Genomic DNA, 26,723 nt, shown 5'->3' with positions numbered 1-26,723 from the left:
GATCATGTGGTCTCGTATCATTTCCAGATTGCTCACCAGTCTCGTGGTGGCCTGGGCGAGTGTGACGGCGGCATTCTTGGCGCTGCACGCCTTGCCGGGGCGCATCCAGGATATCCTGGCGGGCGATCTGGAATATCCAGGGCTGCGCGAGGCGATTGCGGCGGAGTGGGGGCTCGATCGCAGTCTGCCCGCGCAGTACCTGGATTTTCTTCTGCGCATCCTGCAGGGCGATTTCGGCACGTCCTATGTGCTGCGTCAGCCCGTCACCGAGGTCGTGGGATCGCAACTGATGCCGACCGTGCAGCTTGCGCTGCTCGGCGGGCTTCTGGCCATCGTGATCGCAGTCGCGCTCGCGCTGCTCACGGCGGGTCGTGGGCGCATCTCGCGCCAGATCGCATCCTTTCTGGAACTGGTATTCGCATCGACGCCGGTGTTCTGGCTCGGCATTCTGCTGCTGATGGCGTTCTCCTTCACGCTGCGCTGGTTTCCGGTGTCCGGGGCCAGCGGCTGGAAGTCGATTGTGCTGCCGTCCTTGACACTGGCACTGCCGACGGCGGGCCTCTTGGCGCAGGTGCTGCGTGAGGCGATGGAGAAGACGCTCGATCAGCCCTTCGTCACCACGGTGCGTTCGCGCGGCGTCGGCGAGCTCGTGATCCGCGCGCGCCATGTATTGCGGCATGCCTTGCTGCCGGCGGTGACGCTCGGCGGCTGGCTGATCGGCGGACTGCTCGGCGGCGCTGTGATCACGGAGAAAGTCTTCGGGCGTCCGGGTCTCGGCACCGTGACGCTCGGCGCCGTGCTGACCCATGACGTGCCGGTGGTGCTGGCCGTGGTGCTGCTGGCCGCTTTCATCCATGTCGCAGCTTCGACCGTGCTCGACATCCTGTATCTGCTGATCGATCCGAGACTGAGGGCGCAATGAACGTGCAAACCCGTCCGCTCGCGGACCTGTCCATCGCGCTTGACCCGCAGGTTAACCCGCCCGGTGCGGTGGAACCGGTAACGACGGCCGCCGTGATCGCGCCGCGATTGCTGTCGCCGGGCCTTGCGATCTCTCTGGCGTTTCTGTTCGTGCTGCTTCTGACCGCGGCATTCCCGCGCGCCTTCACCCAGTTCGATCCGCTGATCGGCGATTATGCGCTGGGGCTGAAGCCGCCGAGCTGGGAGCATCTGTTCGGCACCGACCGGCTTGGCCGCGACGTGTTCGCGCGGACCATCCACGGCACGCGCTATTCACTGTTGATCGGGCTCGGCGGCATGGCGATCAGTCTGGCCTTCGGCATCGTGCTTGGCATTCTCGCCGGACAGCGCAACCGCTTCCTCGATGAGGGGACGTCGCGCGTGTTCGACGTCCTATCGTCATTCCCCGGCGTGCTGCTTGCGATGCTGGTGGTCACCTTTCTGGGACAGGGTATGCTCAACATCGCCATCGCGGTCGGTATTGCCGGCATTCCGAAATTCGGTCGCGTCATTCGCGCGCAGACGCAGCTGGTGCGCGATGCCGATTACGTGACGCATGCCGTCGTTTATGGCCTCGGCCGCTGGCAGATCTTCTTCCGCCACGTGCTGCCGAATGTCTTGGTCGCGGTGCCGGTGATCGCGACGGTCTATATCGGCAATACCATCCTCGCGGTGTCAGGCCTCAGCTTTCTGGGGCTCGGCCCGCAGCCTCCGACGCCGGAATGGGGCGTGATGCTGGCGGAGAGCCGCGATGTGCTGCGCGTGGCGTGGTGGCCCGGCGTATTTCCCGGCCTCGCCATCACGCTGACGGTGATCGCCTTCACGCTGGTCGGCAATGCCATCCAGAAACGGTTTGAAGGACGGCTGGCATGACGGACAAACCATATTTAGTCGTTCCACAGCCCGATGATCTTCTGATCGACATCGAGGGGCTCTCGATCGGTTTTGCCGGCGCCAATGGCGGCGCACCGATCGTCCGGAACTTCGACCTGACGATCCGCCGCGGCGAATGCGTGGCGCTGGTCGGTGAGTCCGGATCGGGCAAGAGCATTACGGCACGCAGCCTGCTCAACCTGTCCGGCGATGGGGCCGAGGTCGACGCTGATCGCTTCCTGATCAGGGGCCACGACGCGCTGCGGTTTCGCCAGTCCGACTGGCGCAGGCTGCGGGGGACGATGACCGGGCTGGTGATGCAGGACGCGCTGGTGTCACTGGATCCGCTGCGCACCATCGGGCAAGAAGTCGGCGAGGTACTGACGGAGCATCGGACGCTGCGCGGCCGTCATGCGGTCGCCGCGCGCGTTATCGATGTGCTCCGCAAGGTCGGCATTCCCGATCCCGAACACCGGGCTACACAATATGCGCACCAGCTATCGGGTGGCCTGCGTCAGCGCGCGCTGATCGCATCGGCGATCGCGGCCGACCCGGATCTCATCATCGCAGACGAACCGACCACATCGCTGGACGTCACCGTCCAGGCGCAGGTGCTCGCCGTATTGGCCGAGCGCGTGCGGGAAGGCGCCGGGCTGCTGTTGATTAGCCACGATCTCGCTGTCGTGGCTGGAATCGCCGATCGGGTGATCGTGATGCGCGACGGCCGCATCGTGGACAGCGGAGCCACGGCGGATGTCTTGCGCCGTCCGCGCCACCCCTATACGCGACAGCTTCTCGCTGCGATCCCATCCGCTGATTCAAAAGGACATCTGCTCGCGTCTGCCCGATTTGACGTTGCAAGCGTCGAAGGGGACGGCGCCGTCGGGTCTGTCATCGTCCGCGAGCGCCTTCCGGTCCGAAAGTCGTCGGACGAAGCTTTGGTGCTCGAGGTTGAGGGCATTTCTAAACGTTATGTCCAGCGGCGGACGGCGGGCCGCGAACCGTCTCTTCCGGCATTGGATGAGGTCAGTTTTGCTGTAAAGGCCGGGGAGGTTGTCGGTATTGTCGGCGAGTCCGGTTCGGGCAAGTCGACATGCGCAAAGATAGTGCTCGGACTGCTCGCGCCGGATGAGGGCGAGGTGCGCCTGCTCGGGCAGCGCTGGTCCGGGGTTGCGGAGGCCGAGCGGCGCGCCCTGCGCGCAAGGCTGCAATATATCCCGCAGGATGCGCTCAGCAGTTTCGATCCGCGCTACCGGGTCGCCGATGTGATCGCCGAAAACCTGACCGGCGATGCGCGCACAAAGCGCGACCGCATCGTCGCGCTACTCGAGCAGGTCGGTCTGAACGCCGGTCATCTCGGCCGCTATCCACGGTCGCTGTCGGGCGGCCAGCGGCAGCGTGTTTCCATTGCACGTGCACTGGCGGCGGAGCCGGACATCATCGTGTGCGACGAGCCGGTGTCGGCGCTGGATGTTTCGATCCAGGCGCAGGTGCTGGATCTGCTGAGCGAGCTGCAGGCGCGGCTCGGTACCGCGCTGCTTTTCATTTCTCACGATCTGGGCGTCGTCCAGCATATCGCCGATCGAGTGCTGGTGTTTCACCGCGGGCGGATCGTCGAATCCGGACCGGTCGATCAGGTGTTTTCCAACCCGGCCGATGACTACACCAGGGCCTTGTTGTCATCGATCCCCGCCATCGAGAGTGCCTTCGTGCGTTCGTCGGCAAATGCGGCGATAGCTGGCCTTTCGACGGCACGATCGGTTTGAACGGAACGACCAGACGGCTTGACATACTCTACGACGCCGGCACCCGTTTGCCGGTCGTCCGGTTTCGGAGTGGCCGTGGTGGGTGCTGTGCCGTCTCGGCTTTCGCTGCCAGCGTATCGACCAGGTGGTGCGCGGCCGGCCACCAGCCATAGCCCGACGCGATATTGATGTGGCCGGCATTGCCCATGTTGACGAAGTCCGAGCCCCAGCTCGTGGCCAGCATGCGCGCCCGCTGCAGCGACATGAAGGGATCGTTGCTGCTGGCGACGACGATGCTCGGAAACGGTAGGGATGTCGTTGGCATCGGCGCAAAGTTGCGCAATTGCGGGAATGCATCGGTGTTCGTTTCCACATCGGCCGGTGCGACCAGAAGTGCGCCGCCGATTTTGATGTCCGGCATCCGCAGCGCTGCATGGGCTATGAGGATACAGCCGAGACTATGGGCGACTGCGATCGCGCCGGGATTGGCATCCGCGCTCGACAGAAGTCGCTCCATCCAGCGATCGAGCACAGGTGCGTCCCAGTCGTCCTGCTCGACGCGGCGCGCAAACGGCGTATGGCTCTGCAACAGAGTCTGCCAGTGGCCGTCCGGTGAGCCGTGAAGGCCCGGAATGATCAGAGCGCCCCGCATGCGTCGATCCCTCTGCTGTTTGGTGCCAGCCCGAGCGGAAGGCCGACGTCGCGTCGTTACTCCGCGGCGATAGCGGATGGCAGCGCGGGGCGGAACGAGGAGGCTGGATGCGGCGCCTGCAGCCGTGCGCGGCCGGCACCGAACAGCTTTTCGCGAAGCGTGCCGTGCGCGTAGGCACTCTTGTAGATGCCGCGCCGGGTCAGTTCCGGAACCAGGAGATCGACGATGTCCTCGAAGCTGCCCGGCGAGATCGCGAAGGCGAGGTTCAGGCCATCGACGTCGGTCTGCGCGACCCAGTCCTCGATAGCGTTAGCCACCTGTTCGGGCGTTCCGACCACGATTGGCCCGATGCCCCCGATGCCGACATGCTCGGCAACCTCGCGCACCGTCCAGGTGCGATCGGGATCGGCGTGGGTGATGTTGTCCATCGCGGTGCGGCCGGCCTCGTTGTGGACGTGCTCCACCTTCTGGTCGAGGTCATAGGTCGAGAAATCGACGCCGGTCCAGCCGGACATCAGCGTCAGGGCGCCCTCATGGTTGATGTAGCGGCGATACTCCGCATGTTTCGCGGCGGCTTCCTCCTCGGTGCGGCCGAGGATCACCGTCATCATGCTGAACATCAGGATTTCCGACGGGTCGCGCCCTGTCTCTGCCGTAAGTGCGCGGATCGCAGCGACGCGCGGCGCGATCACCTTTGCGGACGGACCGGACATGAACACGCATTCGGCGTGTTGCGCAGCGAACAGTTTTCCGCGCAGCGACGTTCCGGCCTGATACAGCACCGGCGTTCGTTGCGGTGACGGCTCGGAGAGATGGATGGCGTCGAGCGTGTAGTTCTCGCCATAATGCTGGACGCGGTGAACACGCGACGGCTCGGTGAAGATGCCGCGCGCCTTGTCGCGCTGCACGGCGTCGTCTTCCCAGCTACCTTCCCACAGTTTGTAGACGACCTCCATATATTCTTCGGCGACGTTGTAGCGGTCGTCATGGGCGTTCTGGCTGGCCTTGCCCATGCCCTTGGCGGCGCTGTCGAGATAGCCTGTGACGATGTTCCAGCCGATGCGGCCATCCGTGAGGTGATCGAGGGTCGACATCCGGCGGGCGAATGGATAGGGCGGCTCGTAGGACAGCGTACAGGTCACGCCGAAACCGAGATTCTCGGTGACGGCGGCCATCGCCGACACCAGCAGCAGCGGGTCGTTGACCGGGACCTGCGCGGCATTGCGCAATGCCGCGTCCGGATTTCCGCCGAACACGTCGTAGACGCCGAGCACATCTGCAAGGAAGAGGCCGTCGAACCGTCCGCGTTCCAGCGTTCGCGCGAGATCGAGCCAGTAGGGCAGGCGATTATAATCGCTGGAGCGATCCTCGGGATGCGTCCACAGGCCGGGCGACTGGTGGGCCACGCAGTTCATGGCGAATGCGTTGAGGCGAATCTGCTTGGTCACGTGGTGTCCTCCAGATGCCGCGGCGTCATTGCGCCGCTGGGATCAAGCCTGGCGACGCATCAAACTTTTGCGGTCGTCCGGCGGTGATCGGCGAGTGGCTCTCCGAACGGCCCGGTATTGGCGCGGAACTGCCGGACATTGTCGGTCCGTTGCAACGACAGCAGCGGGAATACCAGTTCGGCAAACCGATAGGCCTCTTCGAGATGCGGATAGCCGGACAGGATGAACGTATCGATGCCGAGTTCCTGATATTCGCGGATACGCGCGGCGACGGTGGCGGGATCGCCCACCAGTGCCGTGCCGGCGCCGCCACGCACCAGGCCGACGCCGGCCCACAGGTTCGGGCTGACCTCGAGCCGGTCGCGCCGGCCGCCGTGTAATTGCGACATGCGCTGCTGGCCGACGGAATCCATTCGCCCGAGAATTTGCTGCGCGGATGCGATCGTGTCGTCGGTGAGATGCTCGATCAGTTCGTCGGCGGCCTTCCATGCCGCCTCGTTGGTATGGCGGACGATGACATGCAGCCGAATGCCGAACGTGATCTTGCGGCCGCGCTGCTCGGCGATCCTGCGCACGCGTGCGATCTTCTCCGCGACCTGCGCCGGGGGCTCGCCCCAGGTCAGGTATTTGTCGACGGTATCGACGGCGACGTCGATGCCGGCATCGGACGAGCCGCCAAAATAGAACGGTGGATGAGGCGTCTGGATCGGCGGATAGAGGATGCGACCGTCTTCGACCGTGATGTGCTTGCCCGCGACAGTGACGGCTTCGCCGGCGAGCTCCCGCGCGTAAACATTCAGAAACTCACGGGTGACCTCATAGCGTTCGTCGTGATCGAGGAAGACGCCATCGCCCTTGTTCTCGACGGCATCGCCGCCCGTCACGATGTTGATGAGTAACCGTCCGTTGGTCAGGCGATCCAGCGTGGCAGTCATGCGCGCTGCGACCGTGGGCGACTGCAGTCCGGGTCGCACGGCGACGAGATAGCGCAATCGTTCCGTCCACGGCGCGATGGCCGATGCGATGACCCAGGAGTCTTCGCAATTGCGCCCGGTCGGGAGCAGAGCCCCGTAATAGCCGAGCTTGTCCGCGGCACGCGCAATCTGCCGCAGATAGTCGAAATCGACCTCGCGCGCACCGGCCGTGGTTCCGAGATAGTGGCCGTCGCCGCTGGTCGGCAGGAACCAGAGAATCTTGAGAGCGTCGTCGACAGCGGTCATGGTGCGGGTGTCCCGGCGGCGTCGGCTACGGCAATGGCTTTCGGGATCAGTCCGAGCGCGAGAAACGTATCGGCCAGTTGCTGCTGCTCGGTGATGACCTTGCGATCAATCGGCTTGATCCCGTAGGCCTGCCGCTTGAGCGCGACCTCCAGTACAGGAACCGGCAGGCCGACCGACGGGCTCAACTGTTCGGCCACGGCCTTGATGTCTGTCTTGGCCCAGTCGTCGACTTCCCGCAGGCCTTCGAGAATCGCATCGACCACCTTGGGATCGGATTCCAGGAATTTCTGCGATGACAGATAGAACTGATAGTTCGAAACCGTATCGGTGCCGTCGGCGAGAACCGTCGCCTCGATCGCGGCTTCAGCGGCCGCCTGGAACGGGTCCCAGATCACCCAGGCATCGACCGCGCCGCGCTCGAACGCTGCCCGCGCGTCGGCCGGCGCCAAGAACACCGGCGTGATGTCGGAATATTTGACGTTCGCTTTCTCCAGCGCCTTGACGAGGAGATAGTGAACGTTTGAGCCCTTGTTGAGTGCGACCTTCTTGCCCTTCAACTCAGTGACCGATTTGATCGGACTGCCTTTCGGCACCAAGATCGCTTCGCCCTTGGGCGCTGGCGGCTCATAGGCGACATAGCGGATCGGTGCGCCAGCAGCTTGCGCGAAGATCGGCGGCGCCTCGCCGGTGTTGCCGAAATCGAGCGCACCGACATTGATCGCTTCCAGCAGCGCGGGGCCTGCCGAAAACTCCGTCCACTTGATGTTCCAGCCAAGCGCCCTCAGGCGCGGCTCCAAACTGCCTTTGCTCTTCAGCAGAACCAGCTTGCCGTATTTCTGGAAGCCGATCCGGACGGTTTTTTCCTGCGCTTGCGCTGATGCGGAACCGATCAGCGCGGGAGCGGAGACGACAGCCACGCCGAGACCCATGGCGATGGCGGCTTTCAAGATCATTCGTCTGGCATGCATTGTCGTTGTCCTGCATTGGGGCGTGAAAGGCACCATCACTGATGACGCATTAGAGTCCCAAGCAGGCGATCTGGGGAATTCCAAAAACCAGGACGATCATGGGTTGATCGCTCTGCACAATGCCGCTATCCGGAGAACGTTGTGCCCCTGGCATTGCCGCCGCAGATTGCTCGCTCAGGCTTGCTCCTGGCCCCAGCGCTGAACTGTGATGCGAGTCAGGGTGCGAAAGATCACCCCTTCGACGATTAGCCCGATCAGGATGACCGTGAGCAGTCCCGCGAATACGCTGGCGGTCTCCAACTGTGCGCGGCTGGTGTAGATGAACCATCCGAGGCCGCCGGAGCGCGCGCTGACGCCGAACACGAGTTCGGCAGCGATCAAGGTCCGCCATGCGAAGGCCCAGCCGATCCGCAGGCCCGACAGTATTTGCGGGAATGCCGCAGGCACCAGGATCTCCACCACGAACCGGCCACCGGACAGGCCGAGATTGCGGCCAGCCATCCGCAGCGTCGACGGCACGGCGAGGAAGCCGCCATAGCAGGCCAGCGCCACCGGCCACAGCACCGAATGGACGAGGACGAAGATCAGGCTCGGCGTGCCGATGCCGAACCACAGCAGCGCAACCGGCAGCAGCGCGATGGCCGGAAGCGGATTGAACATGGATGTCAGCAGGCCGAGCGCCTCGTTGCCCCAGCGCGACAGCGCGGCGAGGGTGGTGAGCGCTGCGGCGACGGCGACGCCCAGCGCATAGCCGGTGATCAGGACGCGCAGCGACGTCAGGGTGCGGTCCGGCAGTTCACCGGAGACGATAGCCGCCCACAGCGCCGACAAAGTCGCGCCCATGGTCGGCAGCAGCAGCGCGTTGTCGAGCCAGCGCGCATAAAGCTCCCAGATCAGTGCAAAGCCCGCGAGGATCACGGCGCGGCGCCACGGCGTACCATCGAACACGCGCCGCAAAGCGGGCGCGCGCACCAGTTTCGGCGCAGCAATATCAGACATGTTCGGTTTCCGGATCGGCGAAAACGCTCTGCTGGATCTGTCGTTCCAGCTCGGCGAAGCGCGCGGTGCCGCGGATGCGGGTGTCGGGCGGCACGTCGAATGTCGCGGCCAGCCGGCCGGGATGCGGCGTCAGTGCGAGGATGCGGGTGCCGACGCGGATTGCCTCGTCGATGCCATGGGTGACGAACAGGGTCGTGCTGCCGGTCTCCTCGCAAAGCTTCAGCAGTTCGTCCTGCATTTGCCGGCGCGTCAGCGCATCCAGTGCCGCAAACGGCTCGTCCATCAGCAGCAACGCCGGCTCCAGCGCGAAGGCGCGGGCAATGGCGACGCGCTGCTTCATGCCGCCGGACAGCGTATGCGGATAGGCATCGACGAAATTCTTCAGCCCGACGCGGCTGAGCCAGTGGCGCGCCACCTCTTCCGCCTGCGGGCGCGGCAGCGACTTGCCGCGTTGCAGCGCGTAGCGGACATTGCCCAGCACCGTGCGCCACGGCAGCAACTGGTCGAATTCCTGAAACACCGTCATACGATCGGGGCCGGGCGCATCGATGCGCCGCCCGTGTAGCCGGATCTCGCCGGTGCTTGGCTTCAGAAAACCGCCGACTGCGCGCAGCAGCGTGGACTTGCCGCAGCCCGACGGGCCGAGCAGGACCAGCCGTTCGCCGGCCGAGAGCGTGAAGCTGACATCCTCGACAGCGGTGAGGATGCCGTCGCGCGTGGGATAGCTGATGCTGACATGGTCGAGCGCCAGCAGCGGCGCCGTTACGGCGTCGCCGACGAAGTCAGCCGATCGCGGCGCGACGTTCACTTCAGCTTCCCGGCTTTTCCCCGAGGCCGGACCAGAACAGATCCCGCCACGACGCCGGTGCCTGCTTGATCAGGCCGACCTTGGCCTCGAAGTCGGCGAATTTCTGCGCGCCTTCGGGAATTGTCGTGAAGTTGATGTTCTTGTCGCGGATGATGCTCTCGACGAAATCCGGCGCAAGCTTCGAGTTTTCCGCCTTGATGTAAAGCGCAGTGGCTTCCTTCGGATTGGCCTTGATCCAGTCATTGGCGCGGTCGAGGCCGCGTACGAAAGCCTGGATCGTCTTCGGATTGTCGTTGACGAATTTGGTGGTGGCATAGACCACGTTGAAAGTATGCGGGCCGCCGAGCACGTCGTAGCTGTTCAGCACCTGGTGCACTTTTCCGCTGGCCAGTTGCTGTTGCGAGAACGGTGGCGACGTGAAATGCGCGGTGATCTCGGAGCGACCCGACAGGATCTGCGCCGTTGCATCTGGATGCGGCATGCTGACGGTGAGTTCATCCAGCTTGTCGAATTTGCCGAACGCCTTGTCGGCCGCCATCTGCAGCACGATCGGCTGGAAGCCGACCTTGACTGACGGCAGCGCGATGCGGTCCTTCTCGGTGAAGTCAGCGAGTGTCTTGATGTTCGGGTTGTTGGTGGTCAGGATATTGGCCATCGATCCCAAGGCGGCGACGCCGATGATCTTCGCGGTGGTCCGCGTCTTGTCCCAGGTCAGGATCATCGGTGTGATGCCGGCGGTCGCAAAATCGAGACCGCCGGAAATCAGTGCTTCATTCATCGATGCGGCACCCGAGAGTCGCAGCCATTCGATCTTCGGCGGCGTGATGCCAAGCGCCTTGGCTTCGTCCTCGATCAAGCCTCGTTCGCTCGCGACGATGAGCGGGAGATAGGCGATCCCGAACTGCTGCGCGATGCGGAGTTGGGCCGTCTCGGCTCGAACGCCTTGCATGGTCGCCGCGACAAAGCCCAATGCGAGCGCGCCGACGTGCAGAAATCTTGCTGTCTTCATGATATGTCTCTTCGGTGCCCGCTGATACGGCATAAGTGTGCGCTTTGGAGAAGTTGCAACTACACTTCAGGAAATCAGGCAACGCGTCCAGCGTGCAGATGCGATGGCACCATCTTCAGAACAAGCCCACTGGCGCAACGATCGATGTGAGACGGTTTTTCTCGAAATCGTTGCGAAGAGAGAAGGCGGTTTGCTCTCGATAGGCGACCGAATGAAGAGCCAGCTTGTCTGTTTGACGAGGCCTGCCCGCGGCTCCTTCCATGCCGGAAGTTGTGCTGACGTCCCGCGATACGGGCGGATTGGAGACGCGAAATCGATACACCCATTCAGGTTATTGCAAGTACTATGCGTCTTATGAGTGCGGGAATAAAAATCTCTTTCCCGGCTGTGACCCGGTTCGCGCGAGGTTCCATAGCGGTACAAACGAGGCTAAAAGCGCTTCTTTCGTGGGCAGCATTGACATGTACGTCATGGCTGTTTCACGGCTTGCAGCGTTCGACGGCCGGCATGGGCAGAGATCTGTTCCATGGGCTCGCCCGTGACGCATCCTGGAGATCATCGTGCTTACCACGTATCTGTCCCGCCGCGCTCTTTTGGCTACATCGGTTGCGCTCGCAGCGAGCCTCGCTTCACCGCCAATGTCGCTCGCTCAGCAATCACCGATTCGTATCGGATTGCTCGCTCCGTTGACAGGGATCGGCGGACCTTACGGCCAGGAGGAAGAGCAAGCGGCTCGCGCCGCCGTGAAAATTATCAACGACGCCGGTGGGGTTCTCGGTCGCTCGCTGGAACTGATCGTGGCGGATGACGAGACGCAGCCGACCGCCGGTGTCGCTGCCGCACGCAAGCTGATTGACGTGGACAAGGTCGCATCGATCGCAGGCGTATGGAGCAGTGCCGTCGCACTGGCGGTCAAGCCGATCACGCTTGAGAAGGGCGTGCTTCTCACCGTCAACGGCTCAGCCGATGAAATCACCGACGGCGACAACAAGAATCTGGTCTGGCGTTTCCAGACCAATGGCAAGAGCTGGGGCGAGGCCTTCAGCAAGGCGATGGCCAAGGACGGCATCAAGACCGCCTCGATTCTCGTGCTGCAGACGCCCTTTACGCAGAGCACCATTCAGCCGTTCCGCAAGAGCTTCACGGACGCCGGCGGCAAGGTGCTGGACGAAGTCAGCTTCAACGCTGGCCAGCCGTCCTATCGGGTCGAGGTGGAGCGCATCTTCGGCAAGAAGCCGGACGCCGTGTTCGTTGCTGCCTACATCAACGAGCTCAGTGCCATCGCCAAGGAAGCTTTCCGCTCGGGCTATGACAGCAAGATCTATGCGTTTGGCAACGCTGCCGGTAGCAACGGTCAGTTCGTCAAGAATGTCGGGGCCGAAGTCGCCGAAGGCGTACATCACACCCAGCAGGTGCCTGTCGGAAAATCCGCCGCCTATAGCCGCTATCTGAAGGAAATCGGCAAGCCGGACGGCACCATCATGACCTTCGGTGCGCAGGTGTTCGACCAGATCGTGCTGACGGCACTGGCCATCGAGAAGGCCAAGAGCACTGATGGTGTCCGTTTCGGCGTGGAAGTTCCTGCACTGGTGAATGCCGACGCCCCCTCGATCGGCGATCCGGCCGAAGCGCTCAAGGCGCTGCGTGCAGGCAAGCCGTTCCGTTATGCGGGCGCAGCGTCGGATTTCCGCTTCGCCCCCAATGGCGACCAGACCGACCTGACTTTCGGGCACTTCCTGATCAAGGCAGGCGACAGCAAGCTGGTTGGCGAGATCCGCTGAACCGATGCTCGAGGCCGTCAACGTCAGTGTGATCTACGAAGGCGGCTTCAAGGCGCTGAATGGCGCGTCGGTGCAGCTCGCTGCGGGCACCGTCACGGGACTTATCGGTCCCAACGGCGCCGGCAAGTCGACACTGTTCGGGGTGCTGGCCGGCGCGGTGCGGCCTGTTGCCGGTGAGGTGCGGCTCGGCGGCGAGATCGTGACGCAGCATGGCCCGGCATGGCGGGCGCGTCGCGGGCTGGCGCGGACGTTTCAGCTTTCGCGCGAACTAGCAAGCCTCACGGTGCTTGAGAACGTCCTTGTCGCGCAGCCTCATATGCGCGGAGAAAATGTCCTGTCGCTGCTCTGGTCCCGCCGCGCGGTGCGTGACGAGGAGGACGCAGCCATCGACAAGGCCCGCGCACTGCTGCAGCGCGTTGATCTCTGGAAACTTGCAGACGCGCCTGCCGGCACACTGTCGGGCGGGCAGAAGAAGCTGCTGGAAATCTGCCGCGCGCTGATGCTCGATCCGCGTATCGTGTTGATGGATGAGCCGAGTGCGGGCGTGAACCCGACGCGGATCGGCGAGATCGTGGAATTCGTTCAGGCGCTGCGCGCGGAAGGCACCACTTTCGGTCTGGTGGAGCACAATATGGGCATGGTCCGTTTGCTGTGCGACCACGTCTATGTTCTGGCCGAGGGGCAGGTGCTGACCGAAGGCCGGTTTGATGATGTCATCGCCAATACGGAGGTCGCATCGGCCTATCTGGGGGCGCAGTCATAACGACCTCCGCAACAGGACTGGAATTGCGCGACGTGGTGGCTGGCTATGGCGGCCACCCGATCCTGCATGGTGTGAGCTTCTCGGTTCGCGCAGGTGAAACACTTGTCGTGGTCGGCCCCAATGGCTCCGGCAAATCGACACTGATGAAGACGGCCGTTGGCCTGTTGCGTCCGATCTCAGGCCAAGTCCTGTTCGGTGAAGCGAACGTCACGACGCTCGGTGCGCCTGCGCGTGCCGCACGGGGCCTCGCTAACGTGCCCCAGGAGGCTAACATCTTCCGCAACATGACGGTTCTGGAGAACTTGCAGGTCGGCTATGAGTTCGTGGCATCGCATTCGGCGCCATCGTTCGGCAAGCGGCTCGATGCCGTGCTGGACCTGTTTCCGGAAATTCGCGCCAAGCTGCGTAGCACGGCCGGGTATCTCAGTGGTGGCCAGCGGCAGATGGTGGCCATGGCAGCGGCGCTGATGCCTGAACCGTCCGTCCTTGCGCTGGACGAACCTTCCGCCGGATTGTCACCGCGCAATGCGGAGATTTTGTTCGAGGTGATCGGCCGGGTGGCCGCCTCGGGAGTGACGCTGCTGATCGTCGAGCAGAACACGCGCCTCGGGCTCGGCGCTGCGGATCACGGCGTGGTTCTGGTGGGTGGGCGGATACGCCTTGCCGCGCCCGCCGCCGAGGTGCTCGCCGATCCGGATATCCGTCGCCTCTATCTCGGAGGGGCATGATGGGTCAGCTTCTCGTCAACGGCATTGTCGCCGGTCTGCTGCTCGCATTACCGGCGCTTGCGCTGTCGCTGACCTTCAGCGTGTTGCGCTTTGCCAATTATGCGGTCGGATCCTATCTCTCCTGCGGCGCTTATCTCGTCTATATCGGCAATGTCGTACTGGGCATGCCGCTGTGGCTTGCGGCTAGTGCCGGCGCGGCACTCTTTGCGGTGATTGCTGTCGGTATCGACTGGCTTGCCTATCGCCCGCTTCGCGATCGAGGGGGCGTGACGCTGCTGGTGGCCTCGATGGGAGTCGCCATCGCGCTGGAGAACGTGATCCGTTTCTTTGCCGGCAATTTGCCGCGGGCCTATAACGTGCCCGTGGCGCGACCGATGCGTTTTGGCGATATCCGGCTGAACCACGAACAGCTCACCATTCTCGTTGCGGTCTTCGCGGCGCTCGCTGTGGTGTGGATCATTTTTCGCTTTACGCGGCTTGGCCGAATGATGCGCGCCGTGGCGGATAACCCGGACCTTGCAGCAGTGCGCGGCATCTCGCGGTCACGCGTCGTCGCGTATGTCTGGCTGATCGCTGGAATGTTGACAACGCTGTCCGGCGTGCTCGTCGGGCTGGATGCCAATGTCGAGCCGCAGATGGGCTGGACTTATCTGCTGCCCGTATTCACGGCGGCCATTCTCGGCGGCATTGCCAATCCGATGGCTGCCGTCGCTGGTGCGCTGACGCTTGGCCTCGCGGAGGAGCTGGCGACGCTGGTGATGCCCGTGCACTACCGGATGATCGTGACATTCCTTGTGATGGTCGCGCTTCTGCTCGTGCGGCCATGGGGCCTGTTTGGAACGCGGTGGGTTACCAAATGACGGTCTATCTCATCGCCACTCTGACGCTTGTTGCGATCGCGGCGCTGGCAGGGCTCGCGCTCAATCTGCAATGGGGAATGGGCGGTCTGGTCAATTTCGGCCTGTTCGGCTTCTACATGCTCGGCGCCTATATCGCCGGCCTGCTGACCGTGCAGGGGTTGCCGCCTCTGGTCGCTCTTGGGGTGGCCATGCTCGGCGTGGCAGCGCTGAGTGCGCTCAGCGCGCTCATCTCCGTGCGATTGTCCGAAGACTATCTAGCGATCGTGACGCTTGGTTTTGCTGAATGCCTACGCCTCGTCATCAGCTACGAAGGCTGGCTGACCCGCGGCATGCTCGGTGTTTCCGGGATCGAACGACCGCTCCAGGCATGGTGGCCCCGCGGTTGGGGCGATACAGGCTTTTTACTTCTGGCGTTGCTGGCTGTGCTGATCGTCTACACCGTCCTGCAGGCGCTGGCTCGCTCCCCCTTCGGGCGCCTTGTGCGTGCGACGCGCGACGACCCCGGCGTCGTGGAAGCGCTCGGAAAGTCCGTGCTCGGCGTACGCGTGCGGGTGTTTGCCATCGGTGGCGCGATCCTCGGTCTCGCAGGCAGCTTGCACGCGTTCTATTACAGTTACATCGACCCTACGCAATTCGGCCCGATCATCACCGCCTATGCCTTCATGGCCGTGGTGGTGGGCGGGCGTGGCAGCAACCGCGGCGTCGTTGCCAGCGCCTTCACGCTGATCTTCCTTCTGGAAGGCAGCCGGTTTCTGATAGACCTCGTTCCTGGTCTTGGGGCGTCAGAACTTGCCGCCATTCGCCTGTTCCTCGTTGGCGTGGGGCTGGTGGCACTGCTGATCTTCAAGCCGGATGGTTTTGGCCGTGAGCCGCGCTCTGCGCTCGCGGACAAGACATCCTCTCGTTTCTGATAACCGGAGTTTCGATATGGCCCGCGTCGCCCTGCAAAAAAGAGATCAACTGCCCGAACACCTGAGGGCTTTGTGGGATCGCATGACCACATATGGACCGTTCGAAGGGCAGGCCGCGGCGATGGCCAACCGGCTGCCGGTGTTCGAGCACATGTGGCGCCTTCTCACCCAACTGGCCGATGAGGGCGTGTTGCCCAAGCGATATCTCGAACTCGCCATTGTCGCTGTCTCGCTGGTCAATCAATGCGACTTCTGCGTTGCGCAGCACACGCCGAAGCTCGCGGTCGAAGGTATCACGACGGAAGGTGCGGCAAACCTGCTCGACTGGGAGAAGCATCCCGAACTCACCGAAGTCGATCGGCTCGTGGTCGAATACGCGATCGCGGTCACCAGCAACTGGCATCGAATCCGCGACGCGATGTTCGAGCGCCTGCGCGCGCATTTCAACGATGCACAGATCGTCGAACTGACCTGGCGGATCGCGCTGTGCGGCGCGTTCAATCGCTTCAACGACGTCCTGCAAGTCGAAGTGGACGTCTAGGCGGCCGGTATGCTTGGCTGATCAGTCTTCCAGTCGCGCTTGATCTTCTTGGCGAGCGACCATTTGTGGACTTCGGTTGGGCCGTCATAGATGCGGAACGCGCGGATCTCGCGGAAGGCCTGTTCGACGATGGTTTCGCCGGAAACGCCGGTGCCGCCCATCACCTGCACGCAACGGTCGGCAATCCGCATCAGCGCTTCCGACACGGCCACCTTGGCCATCGAACTTTCGGCCGTGCCGAGCGAGCCGGTGTCGAGCACGTCGGCGCACCAATCGATCATCAATTCCGACTGTTTGAGATCGATCAGGTTTTCCGCCAGCATGAAGCCGACGCCTTCGTGATCGATCAGGGCCTTTCCGAATGCATGGCGACGACAGGCATAGTCGGTCGCGATCTCGTTGGCGCGGATCGCAAGACCCAGCCAACGCATGCAATGCGACAGGCGCGCCGGGCTGAGGCGGATCTGCGCGTATTTGAAACCGTCGCCTGACGCGCCAAGCATCTGGTCTGCGGGGACACGCAGGTTGTCGATCTCGATCTCTGCATGGCCTCCGGGCATCGAGTTGTCGATCGTATCCAGCACGCGCAGGGTGCGGATCGCAGGATCGGGCAGATCGACGAGGAACATGCAGGCGCCGTCCTCGGACTTCGCCATGACGATGCCGACCTTGGCGCCTTCCGCGCCGGTGATGAACTTCTTCCGCCCGTTGATGACCCAATGATTGCCATCGAGCCTGCAGGTGGTCTGCATCATCGACGGATCGGAGCCTGCGCCGCCGGCGTCGGCCGGCTCGGTCATGAAGAATGCCGAACGCGCTTTCCCTGACACCAGCGGTTCGAGAAAACGCGTCTTCTGTTCGGCAGTGCCGACCTTGCCGAGCAGGTACATATTGCCCTCATCGGGCGCCATCGTGTTGCAGGCAAGCGGACCCAGCGGCGAAAGACCGGATTTGATCAGGGCCTTTGCCGTTTCGCGCTGCGTCAGATGCGACCCGTCCGCGAGAATGTGCGGGGTCAAAACGCCGGCCTTGCGGGCCTTGTCGCGCAGCTCTTGCACCAGTTCGTCGCTCGGGCCGTGAGCACCTGTCCGCGGATCTTTCTCATAGGGAATGACTTCGGCGCGAATGAAGGTCTCGATCCTGGCGGCAATGGCGTCGGCGCGATCAGTCATGGATGCGGATACTCCGGTCGATCCCCTTGGCGAAGCCTTGGGGCGGGATTCAGTCATGCGCAGCCGATCACAATACGGGTGGCGGCCAGCGACGAGGTGAGGGATAGCATTTACACGATCAGTATGCCTGATCGTATCGAACTCGGCTACGAGGCATCGATCACCCTGAAGGGTGTCGTGGCGTCGCTGACCCGCGCATGGCGTGCTGATCGGCCGAATCTTGATCGGCTGGTCTTGACCGGTGGAAAACCGCTATTTCGGTGCCGGCTCGGCGGCATCGAGATTGATGCCCGGGAAACGCCGTCTCAGGTCCCGCTTCAGCGATCTGAAATTCTCGATATTGTTTTCGAGCGTCCGCAGCCGTGCTTCGCCGATGCGGATCTCGTCGTCTGATTTCTGCAGGAGTTCCGCCCGCGGGTCCGACTGGCTGTTGACGTCCTCGATCTCGTTACCGCCGACAATTGCGGCGATGGAGATGACGTCTTCCAGCCGACGCTTCAGGCCGTCATGCTCATATTCTGCGCTGCGCAGGCCGGAGTCGATGGTCGCCGCAATGGCAAGAACCAGGCGTTCATCGGTGATGCGGTCGCGCTCCGGTGAGCGCGTCCGGAATGTCTCGGACGAGGAGCGAAAGATGCGCTTCAGCATGGCGGCATTTCCCTCTGGCTCAGGTGAGACCCTTGATCTTCTTACACGATGTTGCGGAGCCTGACGACATCTGCACAATGCCCGATGTCGATTTCGTTAGCACGAGCTCCTTGGCGGAGATGAAGCGTAGCGTGGCTCTGGGGTTGGCGTCGCAGAATCGCGATAGCGTCGCGGCGGTGGCGGCCACCGTGTCCTGTTTCGGAATCACCGCGATGCCCCCATCCTTCAGGATGTAGGCATCTTTGACGTTCGGCATCGTCGCCGTCGCGGTGCAGACCTTGAACAGGCCTTCATAGGCCTGTGGCGGCATGGTGAGATCGCCTGCAAGGCCGCCGAGCAGATACTCCCGGCTCTTGTTGCAATTGTCGGCCTGCGCGGCACCTGCGGTGAGCACGAGCAGTGTGACGATGGCAGCGAGCTGTTTCATGCCGATGCCCTCAACTCCGATCTGGTCTGCAAGGCATCCTCCGACGGTGATGGCCGCTTCAAACCATAGGTTTCTGCGGCGCAGCGCTCCCACGACAGATCACGCGCATGTGCGGCGGCACCAGCGCCGAGGCGCGCCCGCAGAGCGTCGTCCTCGGCCAATTGCCGGATCACATGGGTGATCATATCGACGCGGGGAGCGACCAGAAGGCCAGACTGGCCGGCGAGCACCGCATCGGGCACGCCTCCGATGTTGCTCGCGACGCTCGGCAGGCCTGTGGCACCGGCCTCGAGATAGACGAGACCGAAGCCTTCGACGCGGCCGGACGAATCCGGCACACCGGTTAGACAAAAGAAGTCCGCCGCACCGTAGATGTCGCGAATTTCTTCATTCGATAGCGCGCCAAGTAGCCTGATGTCGCAGTCCGACGCCGTGATCATGCCGCGAAGCTCATCGACATAATCCGCTTCCCCCTGCGGACCGATGACCAGCCAGGTGACGCGCTGACGTAATTCGTCAGGGAGCTGCGCGAGCGCGGCGAGCGTGAGGTGGTGTCCCTTGCGGCGCGTGAGCCGCGCCACGGTGACCATGACGATCCGGTCTGGCGCAATGTCATAGATCGCGCGCGTGGCAGCGCGGTCGCTGCGCCGGCCGGACCAGAAATCGGAGACGCCAAGGCGAATGGCATGGATGCGGCGTTCGTCGATCGCGAATCTTTTGCGGAACAGGTCACGTGTAAAGTTGCTATTGGCAGCGACCTCGGTGCGTGGCCCGAACACGCCACTGAAGCGGATCGCCAGCCGCTTCAGTGGCGTCTGCGTCTCATTGATCTCTGTGCCGTGCACGGTCATCAGCATCCGGGCCGGCGTGCGGCCGCGCGCGAGTGCGACCGGAATGAAGAAGGGCCAGTCGGCGGCATGCACCACATCGAACGGAGCCGTACCGATGCGGCTGCGCGCCAGCATGATCTTGGCGGGCAAATCGCGGGCCGAATGCAATCCGCCGCTGAAGCGGTGGATTGCGAAGGGCATGGCGCGATCGTCGACTGACATATCCTGTGCGTAATCGGGAGCGACCAGCGTCACCCGCGCGCCGAGCTGTGTTGCAGCCAATGCAATCTCGTGGGCGTAGGTACCTATCCCGCCGCGTGCGGGAGCATATTCGCTCGATAGCAACAGGATATTCACAGATAACCTCAGTGTGCCGCGGAGGGCGTCATCGTCATGTTGCGCGCATTCTGGATATCCTGATGATAGGTAAAGACGCGCGCCAGCTGTGTCGCTGGTGTGAAATTATCGATCGCGCTGGCAACCTGCGTCGGGTTGATCTCGCCGGTGCCGATCGCATCGCGGGTATCGAGGAAACGTTGGGCCAGGTTCTCGATCATCTCGTCGCGAGATGAGCTGCGGGAAATGAGATAGCCACTCTCGCCATCATGGATCACCGATTCCAGCTGCGGCAGGTGCACGGCGACGACCGGGCGGCCGACGGCAAGCGTCTCGAGTACGCAGCGTGGCATGCCCTCGAATTCCGACGTCAGGATGCCTGCATGGGCATTGGCCAGTGTTGCGGCCATGCCGACAGCGTCCTTGAAGCCGTGCCGGATCGTGATGTCTTCGATCGCAGCGAATTCGGCAAAGCGATGCGGATCGCTGGTCCCGATATAATGGAATTCGAGATGGCCATGCAGCCGCTCGCGCAGGCGGGCGATGGTGCTGAACATCAACGGCGGATCCTTGAACTCGTCAAGGCGTCCCGCGAAGATGATTCGGAACGGCTCGGTCATCGCCGGAAACGGCTGTGGCTTGAAGATGTCGGTATTAACCCAGGTCCACAGCGTGTCGATCTTGCCGCTCTGACCGGGATAGGTCTTTTGCAGCCGTTCGGTGATGAACGGATTCACGCACAGAAATTTTGCGCTGGTCGTGACCGCGAAACGCTCGCCGATATTGTGCACGAACGAATATTTGCGTAGCAGCGAATCCATCTGCAGCTTCGGCGCACCCTCGCCATGCAGCATCTGGATGAACGGGCGACGCAACAGCGTCGGCAACCAGGAAAACTCGACGCGGCGCAGATCGACCGTGCAGCCGCGCTCGCGAATTAACCGCGACACCGGGCCGAAATAGCGCAGCAACGCCATGAAGAACTGGCCGGTGAGTGACGAGCGGATGGTGCGCGCGGCTTCTCGGGCCTGCTGGTCGGAATAGTGCAGGATCGGGAGAAAGTCGAAGTCGCGCCCGCGGAAAGTCAGCCGTCGCACTTCGCCGAGCTTGAGGTCGCCGATCGAATCCACGCCGACGAATAGGATGTCCGTGTCCGTGGGATGGAACGTGATGAAGTCGCGGATATAGGTCTCCAACCCACCCACCTTCTGGCCGCGCGGATCGAACGGGTGGATGAGACAGATCTGATAGCGTTGCTTGGCCGGCGCTGCGTTCCGGGCGCGAAGGCCCAGAGTAAGTGTCGAGGTCATGCGGCTTTCCTCATGCGAGCATTCAGGATTTGTGGAAGCGTACCGGCGATCAAACGTGGCACGGCGGCAGCGCAGCGGGCGTAACGGGGCGCAAGGCGGCGTGGATCCCGCAACATGCGCCAGGCCCATTCAAGACCGGCACGCTGGGTGAACATCGGTGCGCGAACCTGTGTACCTGCAATGAAGTCCAGCGCCGCGCCGAAACACAGGCAGCCCGTCCCGTCCAACTCATCGATACAGCGCGACGCAAACACTTCCTGTCGCGGTGCGCCCAGTGCAAGGAAGCAGAGCTTTGCACCGGATGCGCGGATCTGTGCAATCGCTGTATCGGCCTCCGCTGAATAGGCGTCGAAGTTGCGACCAGGCGCGAAGGTGCCGACGATCTGCAAGCCCTGATATCGTTTGCGCAATTCCGCTGCAGTCTTGTCCAGCGTCGGCCTGTCGGAACCGAACAGAAAGATGGGAAGCCCCTTCTTGCCTGCAGCTTCGCACAAGGGAGCAGCAAGATCGGCACCGGTTGTTCGTGAAATAGGCCTGCCGAGCAGATGGCTGAGAATGACGATCGGAAAGCCATCCGCAGTCACGAAGCGTGCGCGCCGATAGGCCGCGCGAAAGTCGGGCTTTTGTTGCAGATGAACGACATGATCGAGATTGAGCGTGCATACACTGAAGTTATCGCCGCGTTCGGCGGCTTCCACGATCGATGAAACGGCTTCGTCGAGCGATGAAACGTTCACGGTGACTCCGTCAACGGTGAGATTTTTGGCGTGTGGCGCCTGCGTCTTCGACATGTCGGTCCCCTGATGACGATGTAGCCGAGGTACGCTTGAACGAAGTGCACACCTGCTTGCTGCCGATGCAGCGAAGAAAAGTGAGTCGAAAATCATCTCCTCGACGTCATGGACATCAAAACGAACTATTGCGACGCAACGATGGCGATGCTGTTGCGCAACATGGAAAAGATAGCAGTCACGATTTTGAATCGATGGAGAGTGGATATGTTCGAATGTTCAAGGAGAAAGTCGTTCGCAGTCATCGCCGGCGCGACAGTTGCTATGCAAGGACATGCAGTCGGCGCGACTCAAACGCAGAGCCTTGGTACAATTGCGGCAAAAAATGGCTTGATGTTTGGCGCGGCTGCGGGACCGGTGATCGACAAGGATGTGGGATATCGTGAGCTTTACACAACACAGACGAAAATTATAACGACGGACATCGCTCTGAAAATGGGCACGCTTGCGCCGATGGCTGGTCCGAAACGATTCGAGAGCGCTGATCGATTGCTACAATTTTGTGCGAGCAATCGCATTCCCATGCGCGGTCATTGTCTGATCTGGAACGAATGGGTTCCGCAGTGGATCAAGTCCATGAGCAATACAGAGCGTCAGGCCTTCTTCGATAGTTATATCGATGAAGTCGCAGGACGTTATGCCGGCCAATTGCAGTCATGGGACGTCGTGAATGAGCCGTTCTGGCCCGGTCACAAGGCACCCGGGGGCTATCGCCTCGGCCCGTGGTACGATGCCTTTGGCACTGATTATATCAGGCGCGCCTTCGCGCGGGCCGGTGCTGTGGATAAGAAGACTAAACTTGTGCTCAATGAGGCACAGGCGGAACGCGATGACGATGTCGGTCTTGCGGTGCGCGCGGGATTGTTGCGTCTGGTCGACGAGTTGCAGCATGCCGGCGTCCGGCTTGATGTCGTCGGCCTGCAGGGCCACTTGCAGCCGCGCTATCCGCATGATCCCCAGCGGTTTCTGGAATTCGTCCACGCGCTCGCCGAACGCAAGGTCGACATCTACATCACCGAATTCGATGTCCGCGACGACACGTTCCCGGATGACGTGGCCACGCGCGACAAGATGATCGCGGAGACCGGCGGGAAATTCCTCGAAACGGTGCTGCAGGTCCCGGCTGTCAAGGCCGTGATTGCGTGGCAGCTGTCCGATCACTATTCATTCTATACGGACGCCGCGAGAAAGAAGAATCCTCTCGCAGAGCGACTGCCACGGCCGCTCCCGTTCGATGAGAACATGCAGAAAAAGCCGCTGTGGTACGCAATGGCCCGTGCACTGGAGACCGCCAAACGGTCGTGACGATTTTGCGACATCAGAGCTCGGAGAGTTGCGGTTGACGGCGCAGCATCCGAAGCAATGTCGGCCCGTAAAGGATGGCAAGGACCAACACGTAGATCGCCGCACCCGCGGCGACATGTGCTGCCAGTAAGACATGGTTCGGCGCTTCGGGCAGTTGCGTCAGCAGTGCCGCCATGGCCCCGGTTGCGAGGACGATGCGGGCGAGATGCGCCCAGGGCAGGGTCAGGCCGAATTTGGAAAAGCCGATGATGAAACTGACCAGCGCTGCGGCAATGGCGGACAGCACTGTTGCGCCGGCTGCGCCAACGAGTCCCCAATAGTGGATGCAGATGAAGCTCGCCACGATCGTGACCAGTGCGTCGATGCTCGAGACGACGATCATCAGCTGGGTCTTGCTGTGCAGGAGAAACACCTGATCACCGAAATGGGCACGGATGTTGCGGATCGAACCCGCCAGGGCCGAGAGAGGCAGAATTGCCAGCGTCACCTGTTGGAACGGCGTGGCGATCAGCAGGTGCACGATCTCGGCTCGTAGCAGGAAGATGCCCGCAATGCTTGGCGCCAGAATGCCGATAAGCAGTGCACTGTTATCGGCAAGCTGGCGCATCGCAGCCTTGCTGCCGCCTTGCTCCATGCTCTTGACCGCCAGGGGGAAAGCCGCTGCCGTCACCAGCATCGCGGCCACTGCCGCGGCGCGCTGGCCCAGACCATAACCAACGGCAAAGAGGCCGGCGGCGGCGACGCCGAGCATGTCGTTGACGATGAAGCGCGAGGCATTGAGGCCGACCCAGCCCAGCGCGCCGCCGATGATCAGCGGAATGCCGTAGCTCACCGCATGGCGAATGATCTCGCGATCGATCGGCCACAAACGGCGGCTGTAGCCGATATGGGGCAGGACGACCAAAGCGGCAAAGAACTGCGCGGCGGCATAGCCCAGCAGCGGCCATTCCGGCGACGGGCCGATCAGCTTGATGAGCACCAGGCCGAGAATGAAGCCGATCGACGGCCCGACGATCTGCTGGATCGAGTAGACGCCGATCTGGTGCCGGACCCGGGCGCGTTCGGCGATATAGAGATTCAGGGAGCGGCTGATGACATAAGCGACGGTCGCGCCGAGCAGTGCCGGGTTGGTGTCCGTGGCAATGACTGTATAGAGAACGCCGATGACGGCGGCGCTCTGCAGCACCAGCGAAACAAGAATGACGACATTCTCGGTGCGATAGAATCGTTCGGCCTGCTCGCCGTCCTGATAGCGACCGAAGAAGCGCAGCGCATATTGCGACCACCACGCGAGGAACGCGATCTGCAGCAGTTCATGCGTTGCAGTGATCAGCGTGATCACACCCAGCGTATGCTCGTTGACCACATGGGTCCACACGATCATTGCGACCAGCTGGAACATCGGCCCGACGATCTGGGCGGGAAGATAAAGGATCGTGCGCTTCAGCAGCATGATCAGGCTCCGAGCCAGCGGGCCGCGCGCGGCGGCGCCCATCGTTGCACGGCGAGCAACGCGACAAGGCTCAAGGCGACGGTGATCGCATACATCAGAAATGTCCCCGCAACCGGGCCGAACTGGCGCAGTCCGCCATGATCGCGCAAGGCCATGACAATGAAAATATGCCAGAGATAGATGAAGTAGCTGCCGGATCCAAGCATGGCCAGGACCGGCGCGCGGATGCCGAGTGCGAGCAACAGGACGCAGAGCGCCGCAGCATAGCCGAAGAACGCCATCGAATCATAATCGGCTGCGTCGCCGATCTTGAGCAGTCTCGCTGCCGCATAGATCACATAGGCCAGCAGTGCCGCAGCGGTTAGCGTCAGGCGCATCTGGCGAAGGACAGGCCTCACCGAAGATCCGCCAACGAACATCCCCAGCGCCACGAAGCTGAACCAGAACGGGATATCGCGCATGCGCACTTCCTCGATCAGCCCTTCGGACAGCCCGCGCTGGATCAGCAGGGGATCGACATAGCTGCCGATGATCAGGCCGAAGATGAGGGCGAGCATCAGGGCGACGCGCAGTCGCTCGTTGGATTGCGCGGGTACACGATGGGCAAACCACAGGGTCAGCCAGAGCATGAGCGTACAACCGAGATAGACGAAGACATAATAATACACGAACACGTAAGCGAGCACGAAGCGGGCAGCCGTTGTCGTCGGGCGGTGGTCCATCGCCGGGTTCTGCAGCGCCATGTAGAGATAGGCCGCAGCGAAAGCGATGGCGTAGGGGATCAATGCGGCCATGACGCGCTTGCCGAGTGGAACGCGGCCCGACAGGGCGGTCAGATAGCCGGATGCGAACAGGAAGATCGGCACACAGGGACGCAACGCCGCATCGAGCATGGTCTTCCACGATGCATCGAGCGGTTGCTGCAGCGAATGGATGCCGATCACCATCAGAATGGCGAGGCCGCGCATGCTGTCGATGGCCACATCCCGGCTGGCCGTCCTCGTTTGAGTCAGCGGCCGCGCCGTCCCGGACATTGTCTGCGTTGCATCCACCATCAGGTCACGTCTGCCTTGGCACCGTCGCCGCGGCAATTCGCGTGCTGAAATGGCGATCATAAGCCTCATTGAGAGCGCGCCGCATGGGCGTCTCGAAATAGCGCAGGGACAGAATACTGGCGGCGGCAAGAACGGCGATGGCCAGCGGCACCAGGGCGAGCTTGCCGCCGGGAATGACGGGGGCAAGGAAGCGAGCCGCCAGCGTGAGGACGACGGTCGCGACCGGAATATGCAGCATGTAGGAGGAATAGGTCAGCGACGACCAGCGCTCCAAGCCAAGGCGCGAGAACAGGGTGGTCTGGCCGGAGAGGTCGTGATGGATGGCGAGTGCGGCGATGAGATAGATGACTGCCAGTGCTGCCATGATCGGAAGCTGCGCGCCGAAGATCAGGAACAGGACGAGGGCCGTGGTCAGCAGGCCTGGTATTGCCGGAAGCCGCGCAATCCGGTCGCGAAACAGCCAGCAGGCGATGCCGAGATTGAAGGCAGGCAAAGCGCGGAAGGCGCCGCCCTTGTTGATCCAGTCCGGCCAGGGCTCGGTGCCCATGGCAACGGCATAGATGCTGTTGGCCAGCAGCGGCAGCACGACGAGGGCCACAATCACCGTCCTGCTCCGCGCGATCGCCAGCACCATCAGTGGAAACAGCACGTAGCAGAAGAATTCTGCCGACAGCGACCAGCTCGGAAAATTGAAGGTCAGCCGGTCGCCATCGATGGCGTGCAGCAGCAGGAACTGCGCCGGCAGATCGGAGAATGGATAGCGCGCCGGGTTGTCGGTCTTGGCGATGCCGGCATGAAGCGCCAGTGCGATCACTATATAGAAAGCCAGCGTTGCTAGATGCAGGGGATAGATCCGCGCGAGGCGCCGCCACAGGAAGCGGCCGACCGCGGCGGGTGAGTCAACTTTCGCCAGATACTGGCTGGCAATGACGAAGCCGGAGATGACGAAGAACAGGTCGACGAACAGATTGAAGTGCCAGGTGTGGTCCACCATGAAGCGACCAATTGGCAGTTCCTTGATGTAATCGGAATAATGCAGGACCACGACGGCGCTGGCCGCAACGATGCGCAGCCCGTCCAGATGTCGTGTGCTGGTGTCGATATCCTGCAAGAGTGTCCCCTGTTGAACG

26 protein-coding genes are annotated in these 26,723 nt (G+C 62.5%); 10 read left to right on the top strand and 16 right to left on the bottom strand.

Going from position 1 to position 26,723, the window contains the following annotated elements:
- The first annotated feature begins 4 nt into the window (after positions 1-4).
- From A4A58_RS28395 to A4A58_RS28385, 3 genes are read left to right on the top strand one after another with little or no spacing between them, the layout of a single operon-like run.
- Entirely contained in the window at positions 5-922 is a 918-nt protein-coding gene (locus A4A58_RS28395) for an ABC transporter permease (RefSeq protein WP_068738628.1), read from the top strand.
- Positions 919-1,833: an ABC transporter permease gene (locus A4A58_RS28390; RefSeq protein ID WP_081422122.1), complete on the top strand. Its 915-nt coding sequence runs from the start codon at positions 919-921 to the stop codon at positions 1,831-1,833. Before A4A58_RS28395 ends, A4A58_RS28390 begins: the two co-directional genes overlap by 4 nt.
- Complete coding sequence (locus A4A58_RS28385; protein ID WP_068738626.1) at positions 1,830-3,599, top strand: dipeptide ABC transporter ATP-binding protein; 1,770 nt, start codon at positions 1,830-1,832, stop codon at positions 3,597-3,599. Before A4A58_RS28390 ends, A4A58_RS28385 begins: the two co-directional genes overlap by 4 nt.
- A 28-nt stretch (positions 3,600-3,627) precedes the next feature.
- Here A4A58_RS28385 and A4A58_RS28380 read toward each other — a convergent pair whose 3' ends face one another.
- From A4A58_RS28380 to A4A58_RS28350, 7 genes are all read right to left on the bottom strand, one after another.
- The gene (locus A4A58_RS28380; RefSeq protein ID WP_068738623.1) at positions 3,628-4,230 is read right to left on the bottom strand and encodes an RBBP9/YdeN family alpha/beta hydrolase; all 603 of its coding nucleotides are present in this window, start codon (positions 4,228-4,230) and stop codon (positions 3,628-3,630) included.
- Between the two features lie 56 nt (positions 4,231-4,286).
- Positions 4,287-5,678: an LLM class flavin-dependent oxidoreductase gene (locus A4A58_RS28375; protein WP_068738621.1), complete on the bottom strand. Its 1,392-nt coding sequence runs from the start codon at positions 5,676-5,678 to the stop codon at positions 4,287-4,289.
- A 59-nt stretch (positions 5,679-5,737) separates the two neighbouring features.
- Entirely contained in the window at positions 5,738-6,898 is a 1,161-nt protein-coding gene (gene ssuD, locus A4A58_RS28370; protein ID WP_068738620.1) for an FMNH2-dependent alkanesulfonate monooxygenase, read from the bottom strand.
- The gene (locus tag A4A58_RS28365; protein WP_068738618.1) at positions 6,895-7,866 is read right to left on the bottom strand and encodes a sulfonate ABC transporter substrate-binding protein; all 972 of its coding nucleotides are present in this window, start codon (positions 7,864-7,866) and stop codon (positions 6,895-6,897) included. The genes ssuD and A4A58_RS28365 overlap by 4 nt, the downstream gene beginning before the upstream one ends.
- 174 nt (positions 7,867-8,040) lie before the next feature.
- Positions 8,041-8,865: an ABC transporter permease gene (locus tag A4A58_RS28360; protein ID WP_068738616.1), complete on the bottom strand. Its 825-nt coding sequence runs from the start codon at positions 8,863-8,865 to the stop codon at positions 8,041-8,043.
- Entirely contained in the window at positions 8,858-9,673 is an 816-nt protein-coding gene (locus tag A4A58_RS28355) for an ABC transporter ATP-binding protein (protein ID WP_068738614.1), read from the bottom strand. Before A4A58_RS28355 ends, A4A58_RS28360 begins: the two co-directional genes overlap by 8 nt.
- A 1-nt stretch (position 9,674) precedes the next feature.
- On the bottom strand, positions 9,675-10,682 hold the full coding sequence (locus tag A4A58_RS28350) for an ABC transporter substrate-binding protein (protein ID WP_068738876.1): 1,008 nt from the start codon (positions 10,680-10,682) through the stop codon (positions 9,675-9,677).
- Between the two features lie 560 nt (positions 10,683-11,242).
- On the opposite strand from A4A58_RS28350, the gene A4A58_RS28345 reads away from it, so the two are divergent.
- The 6 genes from A4A58_RS28345 (at position 11,243) to A4A58_RS28320 (ending at position 16,266) form a co-directional block, all read left to right on the top strand.
- Complete coding sequence (locus A4A58_RS28345; protein WP_204378219.1) at positions 11,243-12,463, top strand: ABC transporter substrate-binding protein; 1,221 nt, start codon at positions 11,243-11,245, stop codon at positions 12,461-12,463.
- Positions 12,464-12,467: 4 nt separating this feature from the next.
- Positions 12,468-13,226 carry an ABC transporter ATP-binding protein gene (locus A4A58_RS28340; protein WP_068738610.1) on the top strand — a complete coding sequence of 253 codons (759 nt, stop codon included), beginning with the start codon at positions 12,468-12,470 and terminating at the stop codon, positions 13,224-13,226.
- 32 nt (positions 13,227-13,258) lie between these two features.
- Complete coding sequence (locus A4A58_RS28335; RefSeq protein WP_244499911.1) at positions 13,259-13,954, top strand: ABC transporter ATP-binding protein; 696 nt, start codon at positions 13,259-13,261, stop codon at positions 13,952-13,954.
- Positions 13,954-14,814, top strand: coding sequence for a branched-chain amino acid ABC transporter permease (locus A4A58_RS28330; protein WP_068738606.1), 861 nt, complete (start codon positions 13,954-13,956; stop codon positions 14,812-14,814). The genes A4A58_RS28335 and A4A58_RS28330 overlap by 1 nt, the downstream gene beginning before the upstream one ends.
- A complete protein-coding gene (locus A4A58_RS28325) occupies positions 14,811-15,725 on the top strand; it encodes a branched-chain amino acid ABC transporter permease (protein WP_068738604.1) in 915 nt (304 codons plus the stop codon). Before A4A58_RS28330 ends, A4A58_RS28325 begins: the two co-directional genes overlap by 4 nt.
- A gap of 82 nt (positions 15,726-15,807) precedes the next feature.
- The gene (locus A4A58_RS28320; protein WP_244499898.1) at positions 15,808-16,266 is read left to right on the top strand and encodes a carboxymuconolactone decarboxylase family protein; all 459 of its coding nucleotides are present in this window, start codon (positions 15,808-15,810) and stop codon (positions 16,264-16,266) included.
- Here the strand turns inward: A4A58_RS28320 and A4A58_RS28315 are convergent.
- The 6 genes from A4A58_RS28315 to A4A58_RS28290 all read right to left on the bottom strand — a co-directional run bounded on the left by A4A58_RS28315 (position 16,263) and on the right by A4A58_RS28290 (position 21,780).
- On the bottom strand, positions 16,263-17,438 hold the full coding sequence (locus A4A58_RS28315; RefSeq protein WP_068738600.1) for an acyl-CoA dehydrogenase family protein: 1,176 nt from the start codon (positions 17,436-17,438) through the stop codon (positions 16,263-16,265). The two genes, A4A58_RS28320 and A4A58_RS28315, sit on opposite strands and share 4 nt — an antisense overlap.
- A 252-nt stretch (positions 17,439-17,690) precedes the next feature.
- Positions 17,691-18,086: a hypothetical protein gene (locus A4A58_RS28310; RefSeq protein WP_068738599.1), complete on the bottom strand. Its 396-nt coding sequence runs from the start codon at positions 18,084-18,086 to the stop codon at positions 17,691-17,693.
- 19 nt (positions 18,087-18,105) lie between these two features.
- A complete protein-coding gene (locus tag A4A58_RS28305) occupies positions 18,106-18,513 on the bottom strand; it encodes a hypothetical protein (protein ID WP_192855949.1) in 408 nt (135 codons plus the stop codon).
- Entirely contained in the window at positions 18,510-19,700 is a 1,191-nt protein-coding gene (locus A4A58_RS28300; RefSeq protein WP_081422120.1) for a glycosyltransferase family 4 protein, read from the bottom strand. Before A4A58_RS28300 ends, A4A58_RS28305 begins: the two co-directional genes overlap by 4 nt.
- 8 nt (positions 19,701-19,708) lie before the next feature.
- A complete protein-coding gene (locus A4A58_RS28295; protein ID WP_068738594.1) occupies positions 19,709-20,989 on the bottom strand; it encodes a glycosyltransferase in 1,281 nt (426 codons plus the stop codon).
- Entirely contained in the window at positions 20,986-21,780 is a 795-nt protein-coding gene (locus A4A58_RS28290; protein ID WP_068738592.1) for a WecB/TagA/CpsF family glycosyltransferase, read from the bottom strand. Before A4A58_RS28290 ends, A4A58_RS28295 begins: the two co-directional genes overlap by 4 nt.
- A 108-nt stretch (positions 21,781-21,888) precedes the next feature.
- On the opposite strand from A4A58_RS28290, the gene A4A58_RS28285 reads away from it, so the two are divergent.
- Complete coding sequence (locus tag A4A58_RS28285) at positions 21,889-23,085, top strand: endo-1,4-beta-xylanase (RefSeq protein WP_244499897.1); 1,197 nt, start codon at positions 21,889-21,891, stop codon at positions 23,083-23,085.
- Positions 23,086-23,098: 13 nt separating this feature from the next.
- Here the strand turns inward: A4A58_RS28285 and A4A58_RS28280 are convergent, their stop codons facing one another.
- The 3 genes from A4A58_RS28280 to A4A58_RS28270 all read right to left on the bottom strand — a co-directional run bounded on the left by A4A58_RS28280 (position 23,099) and on the right by A4A58_RS28270 (position 26,704).
- Positions 23,099-24,538 (bottom strand): polysaccharide biosynthesis C-terminal domain-containing protein, encoded by a 1,440-nt coding sequence (locus tag A4A58_RS28280; protein ID WP_068738873.1) that lies wholly within the window; start codon positions 24,536-24,538, stop codon positions 23,099-23,101.
- A 2-nt stretch (positions 24,539-24,540) separates the two neighbouring features.
- Positions 24,541-25,521, bottom strand: coding sequence for an acyltransferase family protein (locus A4A58_RS28275; RefSeq protein ID WP_244499896.1), 981 nt, complete (start codon positions 25,519-25,521; stop codon positions 24,541-24,543).
- A gap of 76 nt (positions 25,522-25,597) precedes the next feature.
- On the bottom strand, positions 25,598-26,704 hold the full coding sequence (locus tag A4A58_RS28270; RefSeq protein WP_068738589.1) for an acyltransferase family protein: 1,107 nt from the start codon (positions 26,702-26,704) through the stop codon (positions 25,598-25,600).
- Positions 26,705-26,723: the final 19 nt, after the last annotated feature.

It is taken from the genome of Tardiphaga robiniae (assembly GCF_001618955.1).
Classification (GTDB): domain Bacteria; phylum Pseudomonadota; class Alphaproteobacteria; order Rhizobiales; family Xanthobacteraceae; genus Tardiphaga; species Tardiphaga robiniae_A.
Note: the sequence above shows the minus strand (reverse complement) of the source record. Positions and strands in the feature narration are given on the sequence as shown.